Below are 26,245 nucleotides of genomic sequence, written 5' to 3'. Positions count from 1 at the left end.
CCCAACGCCTAGCGTGGGGGAACGCCGATGCCGATGACCAGCATTCCGATCGATGGCTCGCTGCACGAAGACGCCGCCATTCTCGACTTCATCCCCCGCGCGCCGGCAACCCCCGAACCCGAAGGCCAGGCGCGCCGCCGCTATCGCACGATCTGGATTTCGGACGTCCATCTCGGCACGCGCGGCTGCAACGCGGAAATGCTGATCGACTTTCTGGACCATGTCGACAGCGAGACCATGTATCTGGTCGGCGACATGATCGACGGCTGGCGGCTGAAGAAGAAATTCTACTGGCCCGCCGCGCACAACGACGTAGTGTGGCGGCTGCTGAAGCGCGCCAAGCGCGGCACCCGTGTCGTCTATATCCCCGGTAATCACGACGAGATTTTCCGCCAGTTCACCGGCATGGATTTCGGCGGCATCGCCATCTGCCGCAAGGCGATCCACGAAACGGCGGACGGTCGCCGCCTGCTGGTGCTGCACGGCGACGAGTTCGACGCGATCACGCTGGCGCATCGCTGGCTCGCCCATGTCGGCGACTTCGCCTATACCGCGCTGATGGAGGTCAATCGCTGGGTGAACATCGTCCGGCGGTGGATGAAGCGCCCCTATTGGTCGCTGTCCAAGCACGCCAAGGCCAAGGTGAAGAACGCCGTCGCCTTCATCTCGCATTTCGAGGAAGTCGTCGCCCATGCGGCGGGGGCGCGCGGGGTCGATGGCGTGGTTTGCGGCCATATCCACACCGCCGAGATCCGCGACATCAACGGCGTCACCTATTATAATGACGGCGATTGGGTGGAGGGCTGCACCGCGCTGGTCGAGCATTTCGACGGCACGATGGAGATCCTGCACTGGGGCGACGAGATGGAGGCGCGGCGCAACCAGCCGGTCGCCGCCGCCATCGCCGCCTGACCGGGGAAGGACGCACCGAATGCGCATCGCGATCGTCACCGACGCCTGGAGCCCGCAGGTCAACGGTGTGGTCCGCACCCTGCAATCGGTCGCCGCCGAACTGCGCGCGATGGGGCATGAGCTGTGCATCGTCTCGCCCGATCGCTATGTCTCGGTCCCCTGCCCGACCTATCCCGAAATCCGGCTGGCGCTGCCGGGCCCCGGCGTGGTCGGGCGGACGCTGGGCCAGTTCCTGCCCGATGCCATCCATATCGCGACCGAGGGGCCGCTGGGCCTGCTGGCGCGGCGCTGGGCGCTGGCGCAGGGGCTGCCCTTCACCACCGCCTATCACACCCAGTTCCCCGATTATGTCGCGGCGCGGGTGCGGGCGATCGATCCCGAATTCGTCTGGCGCTATGTCCGCTGGTTCCACGCGCCCTCGACCGCGATCCTCGCCTCGACGCCCAGCGTGGCCGCGACGCTGGCCGCGCATGACCTGCCCCAGAGCCGCCACTGGGGGCGCGGGGTCGATACCGCCTTGTTCCGGCCGGATGGCCCGCGCGATGCCTTTGTCGCAGGTCTGCCCGGCCCGGTGCAGCTCTATGCCGGGCGGGTCGCGGTCGAGAAGAATATCGCCGCCTTCCTCGCGACCGACGTGCCGGGGACCAGGGTCGTGGTCGGCGACGGCCCGGCGCGCGCCGCGCTGGCCGCCCAATATCCCGATGTCCATTTCCTGGGCGCGAAATTCGGCGAGGATCTGGCGGCGATCTACCGCGCGGCGGATGTGTTCGTCTTCCCCAGCCGCACCGATACCTTCGGGCTGGTCATGATCGAGGCGCTGGCCTGCGGCACGCCGGTCGCCGCCCTGCCGGTACAGGGGCCGCTCGACGTGTTGAGCCCCGAGGTCGGGGTGATGGACGAGGCGCTGGAGCGGGCGATCGGGCAGGCGCTGTCGCTCGAGCGGACGAGCTGTGCGGCATTCGGCCAGGAATTTTCCTGGCGGCGCAGCGCCGAGCAGTTCCTGGCGGCGCTGGCACGGATCGACCGCACGATGCGCGAGGCAGCCTGATCGTCCGACTTCTCCGGACGGGTCTCGCACATGGATAAGGCCGACATCCCCGTTTAACGGGTTGAACCGGCCTTGCCCGCCATGTCATGGTCGCCGCTCGCGCGATTCGGCATGGCCATCGGCCGCCGATCGCTGATCCTTCGGTCGGTCCGTCATTCGGCGCGCATCGGCCGCTCCAACCGCTGCACCCGAAAGGTCCCCGATTGGACGTCGTCACGCTCAGCCTGTTCCTTCTCCTCGCCGTCGTCATCAGCGGCGTCGTCTCGCGCATCCTGCCTTCCGCGCTGCCGCGCCCGCTGGTCCAGATCGCGCTGGGCGCGGTGATCGGCGGGATCGCGCAGATCCGGGTCGAGCTCGATCCCGAGATATTCTTCCTGCTGTTCGTGCCGCCGCTGCTCTTCCTCGATGGCTGGCGCATTCCGAAGGACGAGCTGTTTCGCGATGCGGGCGCGGTGCTGGGGCTGGCCTTGGGGCTGGTGTTCCTGACGGTGCTGGGGATGGGGCTGTTCATCCACTGGATGATCCCGGCCGTGCCCTATGCGGTGGCCTTCGCGCTCGCCGCCGTCGTGTCGCCGACCGATCCGATCGCGGTGTCGGCGATCGCGCAAAAGGCGCCGATCCCCAAGCGGATGATGCACATATTGGAGGGGGAGTCGCTGCTCAACGACGCCTCGGGCCTGGTCTGCCTGCGCTTTGCGGTTGCCGCCGCGCTGACCGGCACCTTCTCGCTCGCCCATGCCGGGCTGACCTTCGCCTGGATGGCGGTGTCGGGCGTCGGGCTGGGCGTCGCCATCGCCTGGGGCACAGTCACCGCCAAGGGGGTCTTCGCGCGGCGGTTCGGCGACGATAGCGGCTCGAACATCCTGGTCAGCCTGCTGATCCCCTTCGCCGCCTATATGGTCGCCGAGCATGTCGAGAGTTCGGGCGTGCTGGCGGCGGCGGCGGCGGGCATCGCCATGTCGTTCACCAACGTCTCCTCGGGCGCCAAGGCCGCGACGCGCATCCGGCGTCAGGCGGTGTGGGACATGCTGCAATTCACGCTGAACGGCATCATCTTCGTGCTGCTCGGCGAGCAGCTGCCCCAGGTCTTTGCGGGCGCGCGCGACACGGTGATGCTGACCGGCCATCTCAGCCCCTGGTGGCTGGGGCTTTACGTCGTCGCGATCGTCACCGGGCTGGCGGGGCTGCGTTTCCTGTGGACCTGGGTCGCGCTGCGCCTGACGCTGTTCCGCGAGCGGCATCTGCCCAACCGGACCAGCCCGCCGCGCCGGGTCATCACCGCCATGTCGGTCGCGGGCGCGCGCGGGGCGATCACCCTGGCGGGTGCGCTGACCCTGCCGCTGACGCTGAACGACGGCACGCCCTTTCCGGCGCGCGACCTGGTGATCTTCCTGGCATGCGGGGTCATCCTCTGCACGCTGGTGATCGCTAGCCTGACCCTGCCACTGCTGCTCCGCGGGCTGGCGCTGCCCAGCGAGGACGGGATCAGCGAACTCGACCGCACCCGCGTCGCCGCCGCCAAGGCCGCGATCGCCGAGCTGGAACGCTTCCAGCACGAAATGGCCGAGGGGCGCGAGGATGCCGACCAATATGTCGAGATCGCCTCGCGCCTGATGGACGGCTATCGCAGCCGGATCGACACGCTGGAGGGCGACGACGATCCCGACGCCCGCCGCCTGGAGGATGTCGAGCGGCGGATGCGGCTGGCGGCGATCCGCGCCGAGCGGCGGGTGGTGTTCGAGCTGCTCAACGCGCGCGCCATCGGGTCGGAAACCGCGCAGCGTCTGGGTCGCGAGCTGGACCTGATCGACACGCGCCTGTCGACGCAGGGCTGAGGCCGCTCGGCCGGGCATCTTTGCCCTTGCGCGGGGCGGCGAATTATCGTGTCTCGTCGGCGGGGTCCGGCACCGACAGGGGGTGGAATGCACGCAGACGTCGCGAACAAGTGCCTGAATTGCGGGGCAAGCCTGGTCGGTCCTTACTGCCATGACTGCGGCCAGTCGGCGCATATCCACCGGACGCTGGGCGCCTGGTGGCACGACTTCAGCCACGGCGTCCTTCATATCGAGGGACAGGTGTGGCGCACCATGGCCAAGCTCGTCACCCGGCCCGGCGAGCTGACCCGCCGCTATATCGCGGGCGAGCGCCGTCGCTTCCTGTCGCCGTTGGCGCTGTATCTGTTCAGCGTCTTCCTGCTCTACATCGCCTATTCAGTGCTGGGCGGGTTCGCGACCTTCCACGCCCCCGGCACGCAGGAGGCCGCGACCGAGCTCCGCGCCGAGGTCGCCACGACCGAGCGTCGCATCGCGGCGATCGACCGGCAGCGCGTCGACGCCGTCGCCGCGAAACGCGATACCGCGGCGCTCGACGGCGAGCGCGCGACCCTGGTCAAACGGCAGCATGATCTGGAATTCACCGCCATGGCGCTGGGCGGGGGTGGGGCCGCGTCGGGCCATGGCGCGCAGGAGGCCCAGGTCATCACCGGCTGGAAATCGCTCGACGAAAAGATCGCCCATGCGGTTCGCGATCCCGAATTCCTCCTCTTCAAGATGGAGGCGAACGGCTATAAATTCTCCTGGGCGCTGATCCTGCTGTCGATGCCGTTCATGCGCCTGTTCTTCCTGTGGAAGCGTGGGCTGGCGATGTTCGACCATGCCGTCTTCGTCACCTATTCGCTCAGTTTCGTCAGCCTGCTGATGGTCGCCATGATCCTCTGGACGAAGCTGGCGCATCTGCCCGGCCTGGGATTGCTGATGCTCGCCTTTCCCGTGCATCTCTTCCTCCAGATTCGCGGCGCCTATGGCCTGGGCCCGCTGGCGGGGCTGGTGATGACGCTGGTCGTCGGGGTGATGGCGGCGGCCGTTCTGCTGATCTGGATCGTCGCATTGCTGGCGCTCGGCATGGCGCATTGACCCGTCAATCGGTTGCATCGCCGCCCGGTTCGCGATCCCCCCAGAAAATGGGTGGACGCCCCCTTCCCGCCTTGCCATGATACCAAAACATACCATGAGAATACCGGCACGCGACAAGCCGGTGGATTGCGGGGGTGACGGATGGCAAGAAAGAGCCTGATGCGAGCGGGGACCATGTCCGCCGCCGTCGCGCGTGCCCGCCGCCGGTCAGGCCGGGTCCGGCCTTTTGGTTCCATGTCCTTTGCCGTGCGGGGCTTCGTCCGCGCACCGATGCAGCTTCCGGGGAAATCGTCTTGAAACATCGTCTCGGCCTGATCCTGGCCGCGCTCGCCTTGCCCTTCCCCGCGCTCGCCGCGCCCAAGACGGTGGCGACGCTCGACCGCTGGCAGGTGCGGATCGATCCCAAAGACGCCGACGCCGCGCGTGCGCATCCGCAGGCGGCGGACTGGCTGGCCGCCACCGTGCCGGGCAGCGTGCAGCAGGACCTGATCGCCGCAAAGATCGTGCCCGATCCCTATAAGGGCGCGAACGAGGCCCCCATCCAGTGGGCGGGCCTGACCGGCTGGCAATATCGCACCACGCTGGACGTCACGCCCGAGATGCTGCGCCGCGACCATCTGGACCTGGTGTTCGACGGGCTCGACACCTTCGCGACCGTCACGGTCAACGGCCAGCCGCTCCTGTCCGCCGACAATGCGCATCGCCGCTGGCGGGCGGATGCCAAGCCGCTGCTGAAGGCGGGCGCGAACGAGGTGGTGGTCAGCTTCGCCTCGCCGATCAGGACGCTCCAGCCGATGGTGCTGGCCGAGAAGAATCCGCTGCCCGGCGAATATGACTCCCCCTATGGCGACGAGCCCAAGGGCAAGCAGACCTCGCCCTATATCCGTAAACCCAAATATCAATATGGCTGGGACTGGGCGCCGCGCATCGTCGATGTGGGCATCTGGCGCTCGGTCCGGCTGGAGGCGTGGGACGCCGCGCGGATCGACAATCTCCGCATCGAGCAGGAAGCGCTGACCGATGCCGAGGCGCGCATCCTCGCCCGCGCCTCGGTGGTGGCCGACCGCGCGCAGACCGGCCGGATGGACGTGACCGTCACCGGCTCCGACGGCCGCCGCATCCGCGTCCGCCGCGACGTGGCACTCCAGCCGGGCGAGAATGACGTGGTCGTCCCCGTCTCGATCGCCCGGCCGCAACGCTGGCAGCCGATCGGCTTCGGCGCGCATCCGCTCTATACCGTCAATGCCACGCTGACGGGGGCCGATGCAGTCGAGAAGCGCACCGGGCTGCGCACCGTCGAGCTGGTCCGGAAGGACGGCAGCTTCGGCCTGAAGATCAACGGCAACGTCATCTTCGCCAAGGGCAGCAACGTCATCCCCTTCGACGCCTTCCCCGCGCGCGTCGCCGCCGCAACCGAGCGCCAGATGCTGGAAAAGGCGGTCAAGGCGAACATGAACATGGTCCGCATCTGGGGCGGCGGCTATTATCCCGAAGACAGCTTCTATGACGCCGCCGACGCGCTGGGCCTGATGGTCTGGCAGGATTTCATGTTCGGCGGCAGCGTGACGCCCCCCGACGCCAAGTTCCGCGAAAATGTCCGCATCGAGGCCGAGGAACAGGTCGCCCGGCTCCAGTCGCACCCCTCGCTCGTCATCTGGGCGGGCAATAACGAGGTGCTGTCGGGCTGGGAAAACTGGTCGGATCGCAAGGCGTTCAAGAAGGCGGTCGGCCCCGACGAGCAGGAGCGGATCGGCACCGGCATGGCGGTGCTGTTCGACCGCGTGCTGCGCGATGCCGTCATCAGGAATTCGCCCGGCATCCCCTATTGGCCCGGCTCGCCCTCGACCGATTATGAGGGACCGACCGACACCGACAAGGACGGCGACCGCCATTTCTGGGACGTCTGGTCGGGCTCCAAGCCGGTCGAGCGTTACACCGACAGCTGCCCGCGCTTCATGTCGGAATATGGCTTCCAGGCCTTCCCCGACCTGTCGACCATCGCGACCTTCGCCGACCCGGCGGACTTCCGCATCGACAGCCCGGTGATGAAGGCGCACCAGAAGTTCCTGGCGGGCGAAGGCAATGACCGCATCACCTTCTACCTCAAGCAGAATCTGCGCGACCCGCGCGATTTCGCCGATCTGGTCTACCTGTCCCAGGCGATGCAGGCGCGCGCCATCGGCTTGGCGGCGCGGCATCATCGGGCCTGCCGTCCGGTGACGCTGGGTTCGCTCTACTGGCAGCTCAACGACAGCTGGCCCGCGATCAGCTGGTCGAGCATCGACTGGACCGGGCATGACAAGATGCTCCAGCACGAGGCGCGCCGCTTCTTCGCGCCGCAGACCATCGTGGCGGAGACCAAGCCCGGCGCGACCCGGATCGCGCTGGTGTCCGACGCCACGGCGCCCAAGCCGCTCGGCTGGCGCGTCACCGGCTATGGCATGGATGGCCGCAAGCTGGGCTCGCAATCGGGCAGCGTGACCATGGCCCCCGCCTCGGCCAGCGATGTCGCGACGATCCCCGATGCGACGATCTTCGCCGGTGCCGCGCCCGAGAGCAGCTATGCCGTCGCCGAACTGTTCGACGGGGACAGGGTGATCGCGCGCCAGATCGTCGAGCGGAAGGTGCCGCGCGACATGGCCTATCCGGCGCCGGGCATTACCGCACGCTGGGCGGGCAAGCAGCTGACGCTGACCGCGCGCCATCTCGCGCGGCAGGTACAGGTCAATTTCGGCACCACCGCCGCCGAGCCGTCCGACGATGGCTTCGACCTGTTGCCCGGCGAGAGCATCACGCTCACCATCCAGAGCGACGCGGACGCGGCCACCCTGGCGCGCGAGCTGAATATCTATACCCTCGGTCCGAAGGACGCCCAGTGATCCCGTTCCTCCTCCTCGCTGCCGCCGGTCAGGCCGCCGCCCCAGCCCCCGCCCTTCCTCCCGCCGCGCAGTCGCTGTCCGTCGAACGCAAGGCGGCGCAGCTGGTCAACGAGGCCCCGGCCGAACCCGCGCTCGGCCTGCCCGCCTTCGACTGGTGGAGCGAGGGGCTGCACGGCATCGCGCGCAACGGTCCGGCGACCGTCTTCCCGCAGGCGATGGGCATGGCCGCCACCTGGGACCCCGCACTGATCCAGAAGGTCGGCGATGTCGTCGCGGTCGAGGCGCGCGCCAAGTTCAACACCAAGCCGCTGAACGCCGATCGCGGCCTGTTCGAAGGGCTGACCATCTGGTCGCCCAACATCAACATCTTCCGCGATCCGCGCTGGGGCCGGGGCCAGGAAACCTATGGCGAGGACCCGTTCCTCACCAGCCGGATCGGCATCGCCTTCGTGCGCGGACTCCAGGGCCCCGACCTGAAGCATCCCAAGGTCATCGCGACGGTCAAGCATCTCGCGGTCCATTCGGGCCCCGAGGGCGGACGCGACAGCTTCGACGTGATGGTGTCCCCGCGCGATCTGGAGGCGACCTACCTCCCCGCCTTCCGCGCGACGGTGACGGAGGGCAAGGCGCTGTCGCTGATGTGCGCCTATAATGCGATCCACGGCACCCCGGTCTGCGCCAATCCGATGCTGCTGACCCAGCGGCTGCGCACCGACTGGGGCTTCAACGGGCTCGTCGTGTCGGACTGCGACGCGGTCGGCAATATCTGGATGTTCCACCATGCCCAGCCCGACGCGCCCGCGGCGGCGGCGGCGGCGCTGCGCGCAGGGACCGACCTGAATTGCGGCAACACCTATCGCGCGCTGCCCGAGGCGGTGAAGCGCGGGCTGATCACCGAAAGCGAGATCGACACCGCGCTTGCCCGCGCGCTGGCAGTGCGGCGGATGCTGACGGTCGATTCGCCCTGGAACGCGATCAAGCCCAGCCAGCTCGGCACCCCCGCGCACCGCGCGCTGGCGCTGGAGACGGCGCGCAAGGGCATCATCCTGCTCGACAATCCGGGCAACCTGCTGCCGCTCAAGGGCAAGCGGCTGGCGGTGTTCGGGGCCAATGCCGACGATCTGGGCGTGCTGGAGGGCAATTATCACGGGTCGGCGATCGATCCGGTGACGCCGCTGGAGGGAATCCGCCGCAAGTTCGGCCGCGACATCCGCTATGCGCAAGGATCGGTGCTGGCCGAGGGGGCGTTCGTCAACGTGCCCGAGACCGCCTTGTCGGCGAACGGCAAGCCGGGTCTGGCCGTGGAGACGATGGGTGCGAACGGCCAGTGGAGCACCGCCGGTCAGGATTCCCGCATCGACTTCAACTATACCAAGACGGCCCCCTTCCGCCGCCGCTGGACCGGCACGCTGACCCCGCCGGGGCCGGGCCAGTACAAGCTCCAGCTCAACGGCCCCGCCTGCTGGCACGCCTGCCCGCCGCATGATCCGGTCAAGCTGTGGATCGACGACCGGCTGGTCATCGACGGCGTGATCGGGGCCAAGGGCCTGGAGACCATGATCGACGGCACCGCGCCCCGGCGCATCCGGGTCGAGATCGACCATAAGGGCGGCGACGAGGGCTTCCGCCTGCAATGGCTGCCCCCCGCCGAGGCGCTTCAGGCGGAGGCGCTGAAGGTCGCCGGGACCGCCGACGTGCTGGTCGCGGTCATTGGCCTGTCGCCCGATCTGGAGGGCGAGGCGCTGGGCGTCTCGGTCCCCGGCTTTGCGGGCGGCGACCGCACCGAGATCGTCCTGCCCGAGCCGCAGCGCAACCTGCTCGCCGCGCTCCAGGCGACCGGCAAGCCCGTCGTCGCGGTCATCGTCTCGGGGTCGGCCGTCTCGCTGGGCGACATCAAGCCCGCCGCCACGCTGGCGGCCTTCTATCCGGGCACCGAGGGCGGCACCGCGCTGGCCGAGATCCTGGCGGGCGACGTGAACCCGTCGGGCCGCCTGCCGGTCACCGTCTATCGCTCAACGGCCGACCTGCCCGCCTTTGCCGATTACGGGATGAAGGAGCGGACCTATCGCTACTTCACCGGCACCCCCGCCTGGGGCTTCGGCCATGGCCTGAGCTATACCCGGTTCGACTATGGCCAGCCGACCGTCACCGCCAGCGTCGCGGCGGGCCAGCCGGTCGAGGTCGCGGTGCAGCTGCGCAATGTCGGCCAGCGCAGCGGCGAAGAGGTGGCGCAGGCCTATCTCGTCCCGCCCGCCACCGACGAGAAGCTCGTCCTGACCGATCCCGTGCTCCAGCGGCAACTGGTCGGCTTCACCCGCATACCGCTCAAGCCCGGCCAGGCGGGGACGGCGCGCTTCACCATCGACCCGCGCCTGATGAGCCAGGTGTGGCGCGACGGCAGCCGCCGCATCCTGCCGGGCACGTACAAGCTCTATATCGGCGGCGGTCAGCCGGGGGACGGCGCGGGCCAGTGGACCCAGTTCACCGTGACCGGCGCGGCGCAGGACCTGCCGAAATGACCCCGAACCGTCGCGAACTGATCGCGGGGGCGGCCGCCCTTGCCGCCACCTCCGCCGCCGCCCCTGCTTTCGCCGCCGCGCCCGGCTTCGTCAGCAAGCGTCCCCCGGTCGCCGAGCGCCGCTTCGTATCGAAGGCGGTCGAGGCGGAGATCACCCGCATCTCGAAGATGATCGCCGATCCCGAGCTCCGCTGGATGTTCGGGAACTGCTATCCCAACACGCTCGACACCACCGTGCTGTCGCTGGGCGAGGTGAACGGCAAGCCGGACGCCTTCGTCATCACCGGCGACATTCCCTGCCTGTGGCTGCGGGATTCGGCGGCGCAGCTGCGGCCCTATCTGCATCTGGTGAAGCGCGATCCCGCGCTCGGGCGGCTGTTCCGCGGGCTGATCGGGCGGCAGGCGCGGTCGATCCTGATCGACCCCTATGCCAATGCCTTCATGCAGGACCCGAACGCCAGGACGAACCTCAGCTGGGCGCTGAAGGACGATACCGAGATGAAGCCCGGCGTCGCCGAGCGGAAGTGGGAGATCGACTCGCTCTGCTACGCGATCCGGCTGGCATATGGCTATTGGCGCGAGACGGGCGACACCGTGCCGTTCGATGCGGAATGGAAAGCCTCGGCGCGGTCGATCGTGAAGACCTTTCGCGAACAGCAGCGCAAAGACGGCCTGGGCCCCTATCGCTTCCGCCGCTCCGCGCCCGAGCCGACCGAGACGCTCTATCGCGGCTATGGCCTGCCGACCCGTCCCAACGGCATGATCCATTCGGGCTTCCGCCCTTCGGACGATGCGTGCCTGTACGAACAGTTCGTGCCCGCCAATCTGTTCGCGATGACGACGCTGCGCGAACTCGCCGCGCTATCGAACGCGGTCGGCGAGCCCGCACTGGCACAGGATGCGACCATGCTGGCCGCCGAGGTCGAGGCTGCGCTCCGGCAGCATGGCACCATGACGCTGCCCAACGGGCAGCGGGTCTGGGCCTATGAGGTCGATGGTTACGGCAATGCCGTCTTCATGGACGATGCCAATGTCCCCTCGCTCTCGGGCCTCGCCTATCTCGGCTGCGTCGATCCGGCCGATCCGCTGTGGCAACGGACGCTCGCGGCCTGCTGGAGCACGGACAATCCCTGGTATTTCGAGGGCTCCGCGATCAGCGGCATCGGCGGCCCGCATACCGGGCCGGGCCAGGTCTGGCCGATGTCGGTCATCACCCGTGCGCTGACCTCGACCGATCCGGCCTTGCTGCGCGACAGCCTGGCGATGATCCGCCGGTCGCACGGCCATACCGGCTTCATTCACGAGGGGGTCGATATCAACGATCCCACCAAGTTCACGCGCGACTGGTTCGCCTGGGCCAATGGCCTGTTCGGCGAGCTGATCGTCCATGTCGCGGCCACCCGGCCCGAAGTTTTGCGGGAGACGTTCGCATGATTTTGACCCGCCGCTCGCTCCTCGCCGGGACCGCGCTCGCCACCTTGCCGCTCGATACGCTGGCCGCCCGCGTCGACACCCCGCCCGTTCTGCCGAACCTGTTCATCGGGACGGGCGGCGACGGCCATACCTATCCGGGTGCGGTCCTGCCCTTCGGCATGGTGCAGCTGAGCCCCGACACCGATGTCGAGCGTTGGGACACCTGCTCTGGTTATCACCATGGCGACAGCTCGATCATGGGGTTCAGCCACACCCATTTGTCGGGCACCGGGATCGGCGACATGCTGGACGTGCTGGTCGTGCCGACGCGCGGCGAGCTGAAGCTGGTGCCGGGGCCGCTGTCGGACCCCGATGCGGGCTATCGCCAGCGTTATTCGGACGAACAGGCGCAAGCCGGTTATTACCGCGTGAAGCTGGAGTCCGGCGTGCTCGCCGAGCTGACCGTGACGGAGCGGACCGGCTGGCACCGCTATACCTATCCCAAGGGGCCGGGCCATGTCCTGGTCGACCTGTCGCACCTCGTCCTCGACAAGAGCGACGAGAAGCCGCTGATCACCGATGCCGAGATCACCGTCGAGCCCGACGGCACGATCACCGGCACGCGCCGCGTGTTCCGCTGGGCCAAGGGGCGGCGCATCTTCTTTGCGATGCAGTTGTCGAAGAAGCCCAGCCGCATCCAGCTTTACGGCGATGGCGACGCGCCCGCGAACGGCACCGCCGTCAAGGGCAACCGCCTGAAGGCCGCCTTGTTCTTCGACGAGCTGGGGGATGCGCCGCTCCTCATCCGGTGCGGCATCTCGGCGGTCGATGTGGCCGGCGCCAAGGCGAACCTGGCGGCCGAGGCCAACCACTGGGATTTCGAGCGCACCCGCAAGGCCGCCGTGGCGCGCTGGTGGGAGAAGAATTCCGGCATCCATGTCGAAGGCGGCACCAGCGACCAGCAGGTCATCATGGCCTCCGCCAATTACCACACGCTGATCGCGCCCACGCTCTTCTCCGACGTGGACGGCCGCTATGTCGGGCTGGACGGACAGGTCCATACCCTGCCCGCCGGGCAGTCCGCCTACAGCACCTACTCCACCTGGGACACGTACCGCGCGCTGCACCCCTGGCTGATCCTGACCCAGCCCGCCCAGGCCAAGAAGCTGATCGACGACGTCATCCGCCAGACCCAGCAGAGCGCCTATGGCCCGCCGGTCTGGACGCTCCAGGGCAAGGAGACGGGGATCATGATCGGCTGGCACGGCACGCCGATTATGGCCGAGGCGATGGTGAAGGGCATTCCCGCCGACTATGCCGCCGCCTGGCCCGGCATCGCCAAGCGCAGCTTCGATTTCTCGGCGCCCGACATGGACAATAGCAAGGGCCGCGACCTGTACGACGCCAAGGGCTATGTCCCCGCCGACATCTGGTGGGAAAGCGTCAGCCGGACGCAGGAATATGCCTATGACGACTGGGCCGCGTCGCATATCGCGCGGCACGCGGGCAAGACCGCCGAGGCCCAGCGGCTGCTCAAGCGTTCGGGCAACTGGCGCAACGTCATCGATAGCTCGATCGGTTTTGCCCGACCGCGCTTCAACGACGGCAGCTGGTGGAAGGATTACGACCCGATCCAGCTCGGCCACATGCCCAAGCCCTGGTGGCGCGACTATACCGAGGCCAATGGCTGGCAGGCGACGTTCCTGAACCAGCATGACGTGTACGGCCTGATCCGCCACATGGGCGGGGACGCGAAGTTCGAGGCCAAGCTGGACGGCCTGTTCAACGCGCCCTCGACCCTGCCCAAGAACGCGCCGCCCGATATTTCGGGTCTGGTCGGCCAATATGCCCATGGCAACGAGCCCGACCAGCACGCGGCCTATCTTTATGCCTATGTCGGCGCGCCGTGGAAGACGCAGGCGATGGTTCGCCGCCTGCTGACCGAGATGTACAAGAACGCGCCCGACGGCATCATCGGCAATGACGATTGCGGCCAGATGAGCGCGTGGTTCCTGTTCTCGGCGCTCGGCTTCTACCCGGTCGATCCGGTCAGCGGCGCCTATGTCCTGGGCAGTCCGCTGTTCGAGCGGGTGCGGCTGTCGCTGGGCGGGACCAGGACGCTGACCGTCGAGGCGAAGGGCAATCGCCCCGACACGCCTTATGTCCAGTCGGTGACCTGGAACGGCCGCCCCTGGACGAAGAGCTGGATCGACCATGCCACCCTGTCGAAGGGCGGCACCCTGTCCTTCACCATGGGCGCGCGGCCGAACCGCGCCTTCGGCCGCGATCCGAAGGACCGGCCGCCGTCCTTCGACCACAAGCCCGCCTGATCCCTCCCGGAGATACGTTGAAGATGATCGATTTCTCCCGCCGCGCCGTCCTTGCCTCCGGCCTGGTCGCGTCCGCCACGCCCGCTTTTGCCAAGGCGCGGGCCGGTGCCCCCGCCCCTTACGGCGCGGTCCCCTCGGCGCGCCAGTGGCGCTGGCATCAGCGCGAGCAATATGCCTTCGTCCACTTCGCCATGAACACCTTCACCGACAAGGAATGGGGTTACGGCGATGAAGACCCCAAGATGTTCAACCCGTCCGACTTCAGCGCGGACCAGATCGTCGCGGCGGCCAAGGCGGGGAACCTCAAGGGCATCATCCTGACCGCGAAGCATCATGACGGCTTCTGCCTGTGGCCGACCAGGCTGACCGAGCATTGCATCCGCAACTCGCCCTATAAGGACGGCAAGGGTGATATCGTCCGCGAGATGTCGGATGCGTGCAAGCGCGGCGGGATCGCGTTCGGCATCTATCTCTCGCCCTGGGACCGCAACCGCGCCGATTATGGCACCCCCGCCTATATCGACTATTATCGCAAGCAGGTGGTCGAGCTCTGCACCGGTTATGGCGAGCTGTTCGAATTCTGGTTCGACGGCGCGAATGGCGGCGACGGCTATTATGGCGGCGCGCGCGAGACGCGGCAGATCGATGCGCCCAAATATTACAACTGGCCCTCGATCATCGCGCTGGTCCATCAATATCAGCCCATGGCGTGCACCTTCGACCCGCTGGGCGCGGACATTCGCTGGGTCGGCAATGAGGACGGCATTGCGGGCGATCCCTGCTGGCCGACCATGCCCAACCACCCTTACGTCCAGTCGGAGGGCAATTCGGGCGTGCGCGGCGGCGCGCTGTGGTGGCCGGCCGAGACCAACACCTCGATCCGGCCCGGCTGGTTCTATCACGCCGACGAGGACTCCAAGGTCCGGTCGCCTGAGAATCTCGTCGGCTATTTCGACACCTCGGTCGCGCGCGGCACCAATATGAACCTGAACCTGCCGCCCGACCGGCGTGGCCGCATTCCCGATCAGGACGTCAAGATCCTGAAGAGCTTCGGCGATGCGATCCGCGCCAGCTTCGCGACCGACCTCGCGCAAGGGGCGGTGGCGAGCGCCAGCCATGTTCGCGGCAAGGGGTTCGAGGCGGCCCGCGTCCTCGACGGCGACCGCGACACCTATTGGTCGGCCCCCGATGGCGTGACCACCCCCAGCCTGACGCTCGACCTGCCGCCCGGCCGCAGCTTCGACCTGATCCGCATCCGCGAATATCTGCCGCTCGGCGTGCGGGTCACGCGCTTCGCGGTCGATGCCGAGGTGAACGGCCAGTGGCAGCAGCTTGCCGAGCATGAGTGCATCAGCGCGCAGCGGATCATCCGCCTGCCCACCCCGATCACCGCCAAGCGGGTCCGCCTGCGCATCGTCGACGCGCCGGTCTGCCCGGCGATCAGCGAGGTGTCGCTGTTCCGGAGCGTCGCGCCGGTCCCCGTCCCCGCCATCGTGTCGAGCGATCCCACGGTGCTGGCGACCACCGACTGGACGATCGTCTCGGCGAGTGCGCCGGGTGCGGAGAAGCTGCTCGACAATGACGCCAAGACCATCTGGGTCCAGCCCGCGCCGACGCCGGGCAAGCCCGCCAGCGTCACCGTCGACATGGGCCAGGTCCGCGATGTGGCGGGCTTCAGCCTGACGCCGTCGCGCCAGGTGATGGTCGATGCCGCCCCGCCGCGCGGCTATGTCGCGGAGACGAGCGTCGACGGCAAGAACTGGACCCCGGCGGGCTCGGGCGAATTCTCCAACATCGCCTATGCGCTTTCCACCCAGCGCCTGCCCTTCACCAGCGTCCGGCCGGTCCGCTATCTGCGGCTGAGCTTTGCCGAAATGTCCAAGCCCGCCGCCAATCTGGCGATTGCGGGGATCGGCGCCTTCACCAAGCGCTGAGCCCCCCTCCGCCCCGCCGCAGCCGGACCGTCCGGCGCGGCGGGGCGTCCTCCTGTCCCGTCATGCGGAACAGTGCGGGGTCCGGGCGGTTGAGCCGGGCCTGAGCACAGGACAGGAGATGCAGCCATGGCCCGTTTCGATGGCAAGATCGTGATCGTCACCGGCGCGGCCTCGGGCATCGGCGAAGGCGCCGCGCGCCGCTTCGCGCAAGAGGGTGCGACCCTCGTCCTCGGCGATACGGACCAGGACGGCCTGGCGACGCTGGCCGAGGCGCTCGCCCCCGCGACCGTCGCGACGCGGCAGACCGACGTGTCCAGAATGGCCGATTGCGAGGCGCTGGTCGCGCTGGCGATCGAGCGGTTCGGGCGTGTCGACGTCTTGGTCAGCAACGCCGGGATCGATCATCTCGGCAAGCTCGACGAGGGCGATTTCTCGGCCTTCACCAAAGTCATCGAGACCGACCTGTACGGCGTCGTCCAGATGGCGCGCGCCGCGATCGCGCCCTTGCGCGCGGCGAAGGGGTGCATCATCAACATGTCCTCCGTCTCCGGTCTGGGCGGCGACTGGAACCACAGCTTCTATTGTGCCGCCAAGGGGGCGGTCACCAACTTCACCCGCGCGCTGGCGATGGACGAGGCGGCGAACGGCGTGCGCGTCAATGCGGTCAATCCGTCGCTGACCTACACCGCGCTGACCGAGGGGATGAAGGAACAGCCCGAGCTGATCGCCAGGTTCGAGGCGCGCATTCCGATGGGCCGGGGGGCCGAGCCCGACGATATCGCCGGGGCCATCGCCTTTCTGGCCAGCGAGGATGCCCGGTTCATCACCGGCATCAACCTGCCCGTGGATGGCGGCCTGAGCGCCTCCAATGGCCAGCCACCGCTCAGCTGACGACCGTAATATAGATATATATCAAGATGGGCGACGGGCCGCATCGCCTCGTGAAAATTAGCTTATGTTTCCATCATCGTTCTGGGAGCCAAACAAAATATCCGACGTTGTCCCTCTATAACGAAAGGGGCGAGCTTGATCATTGTTCATCTGGCGCTTGGCGGGTGCCTGAAATCGCCACCTGTCCATTATGGTATCACCGCCGATACGGGCGGCCATATTGCCTATATTCTTGATTCCGCCGCCGCGCAGGCCGACAATATTGACACGCATCAAGTTTCGATCGTCACCCGGCTGTTCGAGGGCGAAGGTCTGGCCGTCGAGCATGGCCTGTCGAGCGAACGCCTGTCGCCCCGCCTGACCATAGACCGGATCGCGACCGCCAATCGCGGTTATCTGGAAAAGGAAGCGCTGGCCGAGGACCTGTCCGCCTTTACCGAGGCGTTCTGCGCGCATCTGGCGCGGCTGCCCCGGCTTCCCGACGTCATCCACGCGCATTTCTCCGACGCCGCCGCCGTCGCGGCCGAGGCGCGGCGCCGCTTCGCCATTCCCTTCGTCTATACGCCGCACGCGCTGGGCATCGACAAGCAAATGCATCAGGGCTCCTGCCCCGCGCTCGATGCCCGTATCGCCGCCGAGCGGACCGCGATCGCCCAAGCGGATGCGATCATCGTGTCGACCCGCGACGAAGCCGATCGGCAGGTCCATGCCTATGACACGCCCGTCTCGGGGCGCATCCACTGCATCCCGCCCGGCGTGCCCAGCCGCGACCCGCGGCCATCGTCGCAGCCGTCGCTGGCCGCGCGGCTGGACCAGTGGCTCGACGATCCGGCCAAGCCGATCGTGCTCGCCATCGCCCGGCCGGTCGCCAAGAAGAACCTCGCCGCGCTGGCCCGCGCCTATGCCGCCTCTCCCAAGCTCCAGCGCGCGGCCAATCTGGTCATCCTGGCCGGACAGCATGACGGCCCCGGCTCGGCCGAGGAACGCGCCGTCCTCGCGGAGTTGCAGGCGCTGGTCGAGGCGCCCGGCTTGCGCGGCCATGTCGCGCTGCCGCCTGCGCATGACGGACATGACGTCGCCGCGCTGTACGACCGCGCCGCGCAAGGAGGGGTCTTCGTCAATCCCGCGCTGCACGAACCCTTTGGGCTGACCCTGATCGAGGCCGCCGCCGCCGGCGTGCCGGTGGTCGCGACCCGGCATGGCGGCCCCAGCGAGATCGTCGCCCATCTGGGCCATGGCCTGCTGGTCGATCCGCGCGACGAGGCGGCCATCGCGGAAACCTGCCTGTCGATCATCGCCTCTCCCGAACGTCATGCCGCGATGAGCCGCGCGGGCCGCGAGGGCGCGGCGCGTTACGACTGGGGCCGTTATGCGGCGGAGTCGGTCGCGCTCTATGCCCGCCTGCCGCGCGCGCCGGGGCTGCTCGCCAGCGATATCGATCACACGCTGACCGGCTGCCCGGCGGGAGCGCACGGCTTTGCCCAGTGGCGACAGGGCAGCGACCTGCCCTTCGTCGTCGCGACGGGCCGCTCCTTCGCGATGGCGCGGATGATTCTGTCGCAATGGGGCCTGCCCGAACCCGACGCCTTCATCACCGATGTCGGCACCCGCATCATGCTGAAGGGCCAGCGCGGGTGGCAGGAATGCCCGGTCTATGCCGCGCGGCTGGACGAGGGGTGGAACCGCAAGGCGGTGGCGAGTGCGCTCAAGCCGCTGCGCCTGCGCCCGCAACCGCGCGACACGGCGGGGCCGCACAAGATCAGCTTCTTCGGCACCGCCGAGGATGCCGCGCGGGTCCGCGCCGTCCTGTCCGAACAGGGGCTGGCCGCCAAGGTCGTCTATTCGCACGGACGGCTGATCGACGTGCTGGCGCCGCTGGGCGGCAAGGCGGCGGCGGTCGCGGCCTATGCACGGCGACTGGACCTGCCGGTCGGCGCCTGCATCGCGGCGGGCGACAGCGGCAACGATGTCGACATGCTGGAGGCGTGTGGCCATGCCATCGTCGTCGGCAATGCCAGCGACGAGCTGGACGGGCTGGCCCCGCGCGACGGGCTGCTGCGCGTCGCCGGGCATCATGCCAATGGCGTGCTGGAAGGGCTGGAGCGGCTGGGTCTGACCGCGCCGATGCTGATGCGCGCGAGCGCGGCATGATGCGGCCCTTCGGTTATTTCGTCCATCATCAGGGGCGCGGCCATGCCGAACGCTGCGCCGCCATCCTGAACGCGCTGCCGCCCGAACGCCCGGTCACCATCTTCTGCGCGCGCGACGACATCTTCCCGCCGCTCCCCCCGCAGGTCGAGCTGATCGTCATCCCCTCGCTATTCGAGCCGACGGGGGCCGAGGCGGGGACGATGGACTCGGTCCCGACGCCCGAGACGCTGCATTGCGCGCCGCTCGGCTGGCCGGGAATCCGCCATGCCATGGCGGTGATCGCGGGCTGGTTCGACCGCGCCGCCCCCGCGCTGATGATCTGCGACGTGTCGGCGGAGATCGCGCAGCTGTCGCGCATCTGCTCGGTGCCGCATGTGAAGATCCTCCAGCATGGCGACCGGGGCGATGCCGGGCACCGCGCGGCCTATGACGGCGCGGCCGGGCTGCTCGCGGCGTTCGACGAGGCGCTGGCTCAGCCCGAATGGGACGATGCGATGCTGTCCAAGACCTGTTTCGCGGGCGGGCTGGGCGTCGACACCCGCGTGCCCGAGCGCGAACTGGCGCGCCAGCGGATCGGCGTCGGCGCGGAGGAAGAGGTCATCCTCGTCCTCTCCGGCGGCGGCGGCGGCGGTTTCGCGCAGGCCCCGCTGGGCGTCGGCGCGCGCAGCCGTCCGGGCGCGCGCTGGATCACCATCGGCCCGGTCGTGCGCGACTGGCACGCGACCGAGCCCGGCAATATTGAGCATCGCGGCTGGGTCGACAATCCGGCCGACCATGTCGCCGCCGCCGATCTCGTCATCGCCTCGACCGGCAACACCACCTGCCAGCAGATCCTGGCCGCCGCCCGCCCCTGGCTCGCCATTCCCGAATGGCGCTATTTCGACGAGCAGCATCGCAAGGCCGAGGCGCTGGCGGCGGCGGGGGCGGCATGTGTCCGCCCGCATCTGCCCTCCTCGGCGCAGGCCTGGACCGCGGCGCTGGCCGAGACGCGCGCCACCCACCGCCCCGCGCTCCAGCGCGCGATGATCGCCGATACGCCCGCCCAGGACGCCGCCGACTGGCTGGAGGCGCTTGCCGCGCGGCTATGGCCGGTCGACCTCTCCCTTACCACCCCCACCCCCAGCGGAGCTCATTCATGATCTCGGTCGTCACGCTTGCCGGGGGCCGCCCCGATCATCTCCGCAATGTCGTCCTGGGCCTCAGCCGCCAGACGACCATGCCCGCCGAACTGATCGTCGCGGTCATTCAGGACGCGCCCTATGACTTACCGGATGCGCCCTTTCCCATTCGCCAGATGATGGTGTCGGGTCCGCACCTGCCGCTCGCCTCCGCGCGCAACGCGGCGGCCAAGGCATGCGTCGGCGACAAGATCGTCTTCCTCGATATGGACTGCATCCCGACGCCCGAGCTGCTGGCCGATTACGACCGCTGTCTCGATGAGATGGACGGGCTGTTGATGGGCGAGGTGATGTATCTGCCCGGCGGCGCGACGCAGGGCGAATGGCGCTATGAGGACTTCGCGACGGTCGCCGTCCGCCACTCCGACCGGCGAGGGCCGCCGCCCGAGGGGATCGAGCGCTGCGCCGATTATCGGTGCTTCTGGTCACTCAACTTCGCGATGCGCCGCGCGACCTTCCTCGCAACCGGCGGCTTCGACGAACGCTATGCGGGCTATGGCGGCGAGGACACCGATTTCGGCAAGGTGGTGGACAAGGCGGGCGTCCCGATCGCCTGGATCAAGGGCGGGCTCGCCTATCACCAATATCATCCGCACCACATGCCGCCCGTCCACCATATCGACAGCGTGGTGCGCAATGCCGAGCTGTTCGAGGCGAAATGGGGCTATCGCACCATGGGGCACTGGCTGCACGCCTTTCGCCTGATGGGGCTGATCGATGACACGCCCGGCCGCCCGATCCGCATCCTGCGCCGTCCCGACAAGGACGACCTCGCCCTGACCGGGCAGCAGAGCCACCAACCCTATGCCAATACCGCCAGCGTCATCCGCCTGCTGGAGGAGCGCGCCGCCGGGTCCCGCGTCGCGGCATGAGGATCGCGCTGCTCGCCCATGTCCGCCAGCCGATCCGCCAGCCCTTCCTCGGCGGCATGGAGGCGCATGGCTGGTATCTGGCGGAGGGGCTGGTGGCACGCGGGCATGAGGTGGTGCTGTTCGCCAGCGGCGACAGCGACCCGCGCTTCACGCTCGATCCGGTGCTGCCCGTCCATTACGAGGCGGTGTTCCCCTGGGCCGAGCATCGCGGCAAGCCCGAGTTGATCGCGCATGTCGATGCCGGTTACGCCGCCGCCTGCGACCGGATCGCGCGCGGCGGGTTCGACGTGGTGCACAATAACAGCCTTCACCGCTTCCCGCTGGAGCCGCGCCGCACCGCCGCGACGCCGACCGTCACCTCGCTGCACGTGCCGCCCTATGACGCGCTCCATTATTTCGTCACCGCCAGCCCAGGCCCGACCCACAGGCTGACCGTCACTTCGGCGCGCCAGCTCGCCGCCTGGTGGCCGCAGGGGGCACCGCCCGAAGCCTCGGTCCTGCACAACGCCATCGACCCCGCCGCCTGGCCCTTCGTGGCGCAGGGCAATGGCGAGGCGGTGTGGTGCGGCCGGATCACCCCCAATAAGGGCCCGCACCTGGCCGCGCTCGCCGCGCGCAAGGCGGGCATCGCCCTCACCCTGTTCGGCGCCATCGAAGACCCGGACTATTGGGGGGCGGCGGTCGAGCCCCTGCTCGGCGACGGCATCCGCTATGGCGGGCATCTCGACGGCTCCGCGCTGGCGCGGGAAATCGGGCGTGCCTCGGTCTTCCTCTTCACCCCCTGTTGGGACGAGCCCTTCGGCCTGGTCGCCATCGAGGCCATGGCCTGCGGCCTGCCCGTCGCCGCCTTTGACGAAGGCGCGGCGGCCGAAGTCGTCGGCGAGGCGGGGTGCCTGGCCCAGGCAGGCGATGTAGAGGCGCTCGCCCACGCGATCGACACGGCCAGGGCCATTCCCCGCACGGTCGCCCGCCACCGGGTCGAGACCCATTTCGCCCGCGACCGCTGGCTCGACCGATGCGAGGCGCTCTATGCGGAGGTCTGCGCCGCCGCGCGCGTGACGCGGGCCGCATGAGCGAGGATGTCATCGCCCGGCAGCAGGCGGCGTTGCGCGACCTGTACCGCCACCATATCGCGCCCGGCGAGCCCTATGCGCTGGTCGACTTTCCCGACCATCCCAATGTCGGCGACAGCGCGATCTGGCTGGGCGAGATCGCTCTGCTCCATGCGGTCGGCGCGGGCGATCCGGCCTATAGGTCGCGCTGGGGACGATTTCGATGCGGCCGCCTTCGTCGCGGCCTGCCCGGTCGGGCCGATCCTGATCCATGGCGGCGGCAATCTGGGCGATATCTGGCCGCACCATCAGCATTTCCGCGAAAGCCTGATCCGCGATTTCCCCGATCGCCGCATCGTCCAGCTGCCCCAGTCGATCCATTTCCGCGATCCCGCCCATCGCGACCGTTTCGCCGCGCTGGTCGCCGGGCATGGCGACTTCCACCTTCATGTCCGCGATACCGCCAGCCTGGAACTGGCGCGGCGGCATTTCGATTGTCCGGTCGCCTTGTCCCCCGACTCCGCCTTCGGGCTCGGACCGCTGCCGCGCCCCCCGCGCGCCCGACTGCCATAGCCTGATGCTGTTGCGGACCGATGCCGAACGCGCCGCGCGGGACGACCGGCTGTTGCGGCAAAGCCCGGATGCGGTGGCGCTGGACTGGCTGGACGAGACGCCCCCGACCGAGGCCGACTTCACCGCACGGGCGTGGGCGCGGGTGGAGCGCGGGCTCCGTCTGTTGTCGCGCGGGGAACAGGTCGTCACCGACCGGCTGCACGGTCATATCCTGGCGCTGCTCCTCGGGCTGCCGCATGTCGTGCTCGACAATGACTATGGCAAGGTCGCCGCCTATATCGGCGCATGGACCCATGGTTCGCCGCTGGTTCGTCAGGCCGCCACCCCGGACGAGGCGATGGCGCTGATCGGTGCGGCGATAACGGCATGATCGACGTCAGCCTGCTGATCTGCACGCGCAATCGCCGCGACAGCCTGTCCGCCACGCTCGCCTCGATCGCGAGGGCAGCGGGGTCCACGCGGCTGGAGGTGATCGTGGTCGACAACGGGTCGACCGACGACAGCGCCGCGATGGTCCGCCACTGGGCCGCCGAACAGGCTTTTGCGGTCCGACTGCTGGTCGAACCCCGCGCGGGGCTCGCGCGGGCGCGCGCAACGTCGCGATGGCGGCGGCGCGGGGGCGGATCATCGCGATGACCGATGACGACTGCGTGCTTCATGCCGACTATTTCCGGCGGCTGGCCGACGCCTTTGCGCGCCATCCCGGCCCGGTCATCATCGGCGGGCGTATCCTGCTGGGCGACCCGTCCGACCTGCCGGTCACGGTCAAGCTGGAGGATCATCCGATGATCGCGGGCCGCGATGTCTTTCCCGGCGGCTTCGTGATGGGCGCCAACCTGGCCTTCACCGCCGACGTCCGGCAAAAGGTCGGCGCATTCGACGAGCGGTTCGGCGCGGGCGCCCCCTTTCGCGCGGCCGAGGATACCGATTTCCTGTTCCGCGCGCTGGGGCGGGATATTCCGGTGCTGTACGATCCCGGTTTCGTCGTGGACCATCATCACGGCCGGAAAGCCGCGCACGAGGTGGTCGCGCTGCTGGCGGGCTATGGCTATGGCGACGGGGCGCTGTATGCCAAACATCTGTGGCGGGATGCCCGGATCGCCCGCACGATCCGCGACGACCTGCGCAACCTGGCGACGCGGTTCGCCGGGCCCGTTCCGCAGATCCGGCATTTCCACGCCTTTCGCCTGCGCCATATCCTCGCAGGCTTTGCCCGCTATGGCCGCGAGGCGATCAGAAATCGGCGCTCAGGCGCAACCCCATCGTCCGCGGCCTGACCGGGGTCGAGACATTGTGCCGCCCGAGCAGGATCGGGTTGCCAAAGGCGAAGCGGTTGCCGCGCTCGTCGAGCAGATTGTCGACCGTCAGCGCCAGCGCATAGCGACCATGGCGCGCGGTCAGCCCGGCATCGACGACGCCATATCCCCCCTGCCGCACGTCGAGCATGTCGCCCACCCCCAGCACGGAGGGGCCGACAAAGGCCGCATCGACCCGCGCCGACAGCGTCAGCTCCGGCGCCACCCGCAGGTCGCGGATCACCCCCAGCCGCGCCGATATGCTGGGCGTTTCCGGCAGCCGCCGGTTGCGCGCCCGGCTGAGCATCGCGGTCGATCCCGTCACCCGGTTGTCGGTCAGGAACAGGGCGGCGTTGATATGCCAGTCCTGCTGCGGCACCCAGTCGGCCCAGCCCTCCAGCGCGTCGACCCGTGCATCGCCGATATTGCTGGTCGCGGGCTGGCCGCCGCGCCCCAGCAGATCGGCCTGGATCGATCGCCAATTGGCGCGCGACACACTGACCGAGGCGGACAGGCCGGTATCGCCGCGTCGCAGATGGCGCAGGCCCAGCTCGACCATCGCGATCGAATCGGGGTCGAAATTGGCGACCCGCCCGACCCCCGCCGCCACGGCCAGACCGCCGGTGCGGAAACCCGACTGATAGCGGCCGAACAGGGTCCAGTCGCCGCCCGGCTGCCAGGTGAAGCCCAGGGTCGGATCGACCCGCGCGGTCGACCGCCCCCGGACATATTGGCCGCTGCGCGGCGTGATCGACGGCTCGCCATCGACCCGCGCAAGGGTGACGCGCCCGCCCAGCGTCACCCAGAGCGCCCGGGTCACCGGATGCGTCGCCTCGCCGAAGATCGCGCCGCTGCGGGTGACGTTGGTCACGCCGATCACCGGCCGCACGCCCTGGCGAATGGTCAGCGAGCGCCCCATGACCGACTGATCCGACACCAGGTTGATGCCGAGCACCCAGGATCCCCCGCCGGGCAGGCGCCGCGACAAACGGCTTTCGTGCGAGAACAGCGCCTTGTCGCTCGACAACTGATAGGATTCGACCGCCCCCACCGCGCTGGCGTCGAAATTCTCGAACGACGCGCCGTCCACCAGCCCGGTGGCGGAGACGAATTGCAGCCCGCTCGCCCAATCCTTCGACAGGAGGATACGGCCGAAGCTCATATCGCTCCAGGACGGTTGCGGAATCGCGGCACGCGTGACCAGCGAGTCCTCGTGCGTCACATATTGCGCGTCGCGCGCGACGATCGACTGGGCGCCGCCGCCCAGTTCCACCCGCCAGCCATCGCCGGGGGCCAGGCGCAGCGTCGCGCGGCCGCCATTGGTCAGCACCCGGTTGATGTCGGTCCGTTTCGTGCGGCTATTGTCGATATAGCCGCCCGTCACCCCGCGATAGCCGACGACACGCAGTCCCAGCGTCTGCGGGATCGCCACCAGATTGGCGACCAGCGCCATATCGGCACTGGGTGCGCCATGCGTGGTCAGGGCACCGCCGATCTCGACATGCCCGCCGTCGCGATCGAGCGACACCGGGTTGGAGGTCAGCCGGATGATGCCGCCGATCGCCCCCGAGCCGTGCAGCGCGCCTTGCGGCCCCTCGGCCACCTCGACCGAGCCGATGTCATAGAGTTTCAGTCCCGGATCGGGCCCGGCAAAGGCGATCTGGACATCGTCCAGATACAGGCTGGCGGTCGACTCGGTCGCGCCGTTGAAGCTGCTGTCGGCGATGCCCCGGATGAACAGCTTGTTGCGCCCCGGCCCCAGTGCGGTCGTCTGGAGGATCGGGGTCTGCGCCGCCACGTCGCTGAGGTTGATCGAGCCCGCGGGCAGGGTGACACCGCGCCCGACCACCGAGACGCTGCCCGGATAGCGGGCCAGCGCCGTGCCCTGTTTGCTGGCGGTGACGATGATGTCCTGCCCGTTGGTCGCGGGCGGAGGGACGGTTTTGGGATGCGCGATCTTCGTCGGTCGGGCGGTGCGCGGCGCCCCGACGACCCGGAAACTGGTCGAATCGATCGCCACCGCGCGATAGCCGGTGCCCCGCAACAGCCGGTCGAGCGCGCGGGCGGGGGTGGCGGTGAGATGGAGCGTCGAGGTGCGGACGCGGTTCAGCCGGTCATCGGTCGCGACGATCGTGATCCCGGCCTGTCGCGCCAGTTCGCGCAGCGCGAAATCCAGCGTCGCGGGGGCCAGCACGATCCGGCGCGGGGCGGTCGCCGCGTCGCCATAGTCCTGCGGCTGCGCGCGGGCGGCGGAGGGCATGGCAAGGGCTACCAAGGCCATCAGGCC

The 26,245-nt window shown here is 68.8% G+C and carries 19 protein-coding genes; 18 read left to right on the top strand and 1 reads right to left on the bottom strand.

The features are described from left to right. The first annotated feature begins 27 nt into the window (after window positions 1–27). From QE360_RS11915 to QE360_RS11835, 18 genes are all read left to right on the top strand, one after another. A complete protein-coding gene (locus tag QE360_RS11915; RefSeq protein WP_309701783.1) occupies window positions 28–912 on the top strand; it encodes a UDP-2,3-diacylglucosamine diphosphatase in 885 nt (294 codons plus the stop codon). A gap of 19 nt (window positions 913–931) precedes the next feature. Continuing rightward, the gene (locus QE360_RS11910; protein WP_309701781.1) at window positions 932–1,960 is read left to right on the top strand and encodes a glycosyltransferase family 1 protein; all 1,029 of its coding nucleotides are present in this window, start codon (window positions 932–934) and stop codon (window positions 1,958–1,960) included. A 203-nt stretch (window positions 1,961–2,163) separates the two neighbouring features. Beyond that, window positions 2,164–3,795: a Na+/H+ antiporter gene (locus QE360_RS11905; protein ID WP_309701779.1), complete on the top strand. Its 1,632-nt coding sequence runs from the start codon at window positions 2,164–2,166 to the stop codon at window positions 3,793–3,795. Between the two features lie 87 nt (window positions 3,796–3,882). Continuing rightward, window positions 3,883–4,872, top strand: coding sequence for a DUF3667 domain-containing protein (locus QE360_RS11900; protein WP_309701777.1), 990 nt, complete (start codon window positions 3,883–3,885; stop codon window positions 4,870–4,872). Window positions 4,873–5,165: 293 nt separating this feature from the next. Further along, entirely contained in the window at window positions 5,166–7,751 is a 2,586-nt protein-coding gene (locus tag QE360_RS11895; RefSeq protein ID WP_309701776.1) for a glycosyl hydrolase 2 galactose-binding domain-containing protein, read from the top strand. After that, window positions 7,748–10,270: a glycoside hydrolase family 3 N-terminal domain-containing protein gene (locus tag QE360_RS11890; RefSeq protein WP_309701774.1), complete on the top strand. Its 2,523-nt coding sequence runs from the start codon at window positions 7,748–7,750 to the stop codon at window positions 10,268–10,270. The genes QE360_RS11895 and QE360_RS11890 overlap by 4 nt, the downstream gene beginning before the upstream one ends. Next, window positions 10,267–11,703, top strand: coding sequence for a glycoside hydrolase family 125 protein (locus tag QE360_RS11885; protein WP_309701772.1), 1,437 nt, complete (start codon window positions 10,267–10,269; stop codon window positions 11,701–11,703). Before QE360_RS11890 ends, QE360_RS11885 begins: the two co-directional genes overlap by 4 nt. After that, window positions 11,700–14,012: a GH92 family glycosyl hydrolase gene (locus QE360_RS11880; protein ID WP_309701770.1), complete on the top strand. Its 2,313-nt coding sequence runs from the start codon at window positions 11,700–11,702 to the stop codon at window positions 14,010–14,012. The genes QE360_RS11885 and QE360_RS11880 overlap by 4 nt, the downstream gene beginning before the upstream one ends. A gap of 23 nt (window positions 14,013–14,035) precedes the next feature. Continuing rightward, the gene (locus tag QE360_RS11875) at window positions 14,036–15,946 is read left to right on the top strand and encodes an alpha-L-fucosidase (RefSeq protein ID WP_309701768.1); all 1,911 of its coding nucleotides are present in this window, start codon (window positions 14,036–14,038) and stop codon (window positions 15,944–15,946) included. Window positions 15,947–16,072: 126 nt separating this feature from the next. Further along, window positions 16,073–16,837 (top strand): SDR family oxidoreductase, encoded by a 765-nt coding sequence (locus QE360_RS11870; protein ID WP_309701766.1) that lies wholly within the window; start codon window positions 16,073–16,075, stop codon window positions 16,835–16,837. Window positions 16,838–16,972: 135 nt separating this feature from the next. Continuing rightward, window positions 16,973–18,988, top strand: a complete 2,016-nt coding sequence (locus tag QE360_RS11865; protein ID WP_309701765.1) for an HAD-IIB family hydrolase — start codon at window positions 16,973–16,975, stop codon at window positions 18,986–18,988. Further along, the gene (locus QE360_RS11860) at window positions 18,985–20,127 is read left to right on the top strand and encodes a glycosyltransferase (protein WP_309701763.1); all 1,143 of its coding nucleotides are present in this window, start codon (window positions 18,985–18,987) and stop codon (window positions 20,125–20,127) included. Before QE360_RS11865 ends, QE360_RS11860 begins: the two co-directional genes overlap by 4 nt. Then, complete coding sequence (locus QE360_RS11855; RefSeq protein ID WP_309701761.1) at window positions 20,124–21,038, top strand: galactosyltransferase-related protein; 915 nt, start codon at window positions 20,124–20,126, stop codon at window positions 21,036–21,038. Before QE360_RS11860 ends, QE360_RS11855 begins: the two co-directional genes overlap by 4 nt. Beyond that, the gene (locus tag QE360_RS11850) at window positions 21,035–22,111 is read left to right on the top strand and encodes a glycosyltransferase (protein ID WP_309701758.1); all 1,077 of its coding nucleotides are present in this window, start codon (window positions 21,035–21,037) and stop codon (window positions 22,109–22,111) included. The genes QE360_RS11855 and QE360_RS11850 overlap by 4 nt, the downstream gene beginning before the upstream one ends. A gap of 150 nt (window positions 22,112–22,261) precedes the next feature. Then, window positions 22,262–22,663, top strand: a complete 402-nt coding sequence (locus tag QE360_RS11845; RefSeq protein ID WP_309701757.1) for a polysaccharide pyruvyl transferase family protein — start codon at window positions 22,262–22,264, stop codon at window positions 22,661–22,663. A gap of 4 nt (window positions 22,664–22,667) precedes the next feature. Then, window positions 22,668–23,033, top strand: coding sequence for a polysaccharide pyruvyl transferase family protein (locus QE360_RS11840; protein WP_309701754.1), 366 nt, complete (start codon window positions 22,668–22,670; stop codon window positions 23,031–23,033). Then, complete coding sequence (locus tag QE360_RS19140; RefSeq protein ID WP_405052588.1) at window positions 23,030–23,299, top strand: glycosyltransferase family A protein; 270 nt, start codon at window positions 23,030–23,032, stop codon at window positions 23,297–23,299. Before QE360_RS11840 ends, QE360_RS19140 begins: the two co-directional genes overlap by 4 nt. Further along, the gene (locus QE360_RS11835) at window positions 23,296–23,940 is read left to right on the top strand and encodes a hypothetical protein (RefSeq protein ID WP_405052587.1); all 645 of its coding nucleotides are present in this window, start codon (window positions 23,296–23,298) and stop codon (window positions 23,938–23,940) included. The genes QE360_RS19140 and QE360_RS11835 overlap by 4 nt, the downstream gene beginning before the upstream one ends. Here the strand turns inward: QE360_RS11835 and QE360_RS11830 are convergent. Then, the gene (locus tag QE360_RS11830) at window positions 23,897–26,239 is read right to left on the bottom strand and encodes a TonB-dependent receptor domain-containing protein (protein WP_309701752.1); all 2,343 of its coding nucleotides are present in this window, start codon (window positions 26,237–26,239) and stop codon (window positions 23,897–23,899) included. The genes QE360_RS11835 and QE360_RS11830 overlap by 44 nt on opposite strands. Window positions 26,240–26,245: the final 6 nt, after the last annotated feature.

Source organism: Sphingomonas sp. SORGH_AS_0789 (assembly GCF_031453055.1).
Taxonomy (GTDB): domain Bacteria; phylum Pseudomonadota; class Alphaproteobacteria; order Sphingomonadales; family Sphingomonadaceae; genus Sphingomonas.
This window is presented reverse-complemented; position numbering and strand designations above follow the sequence as displayed.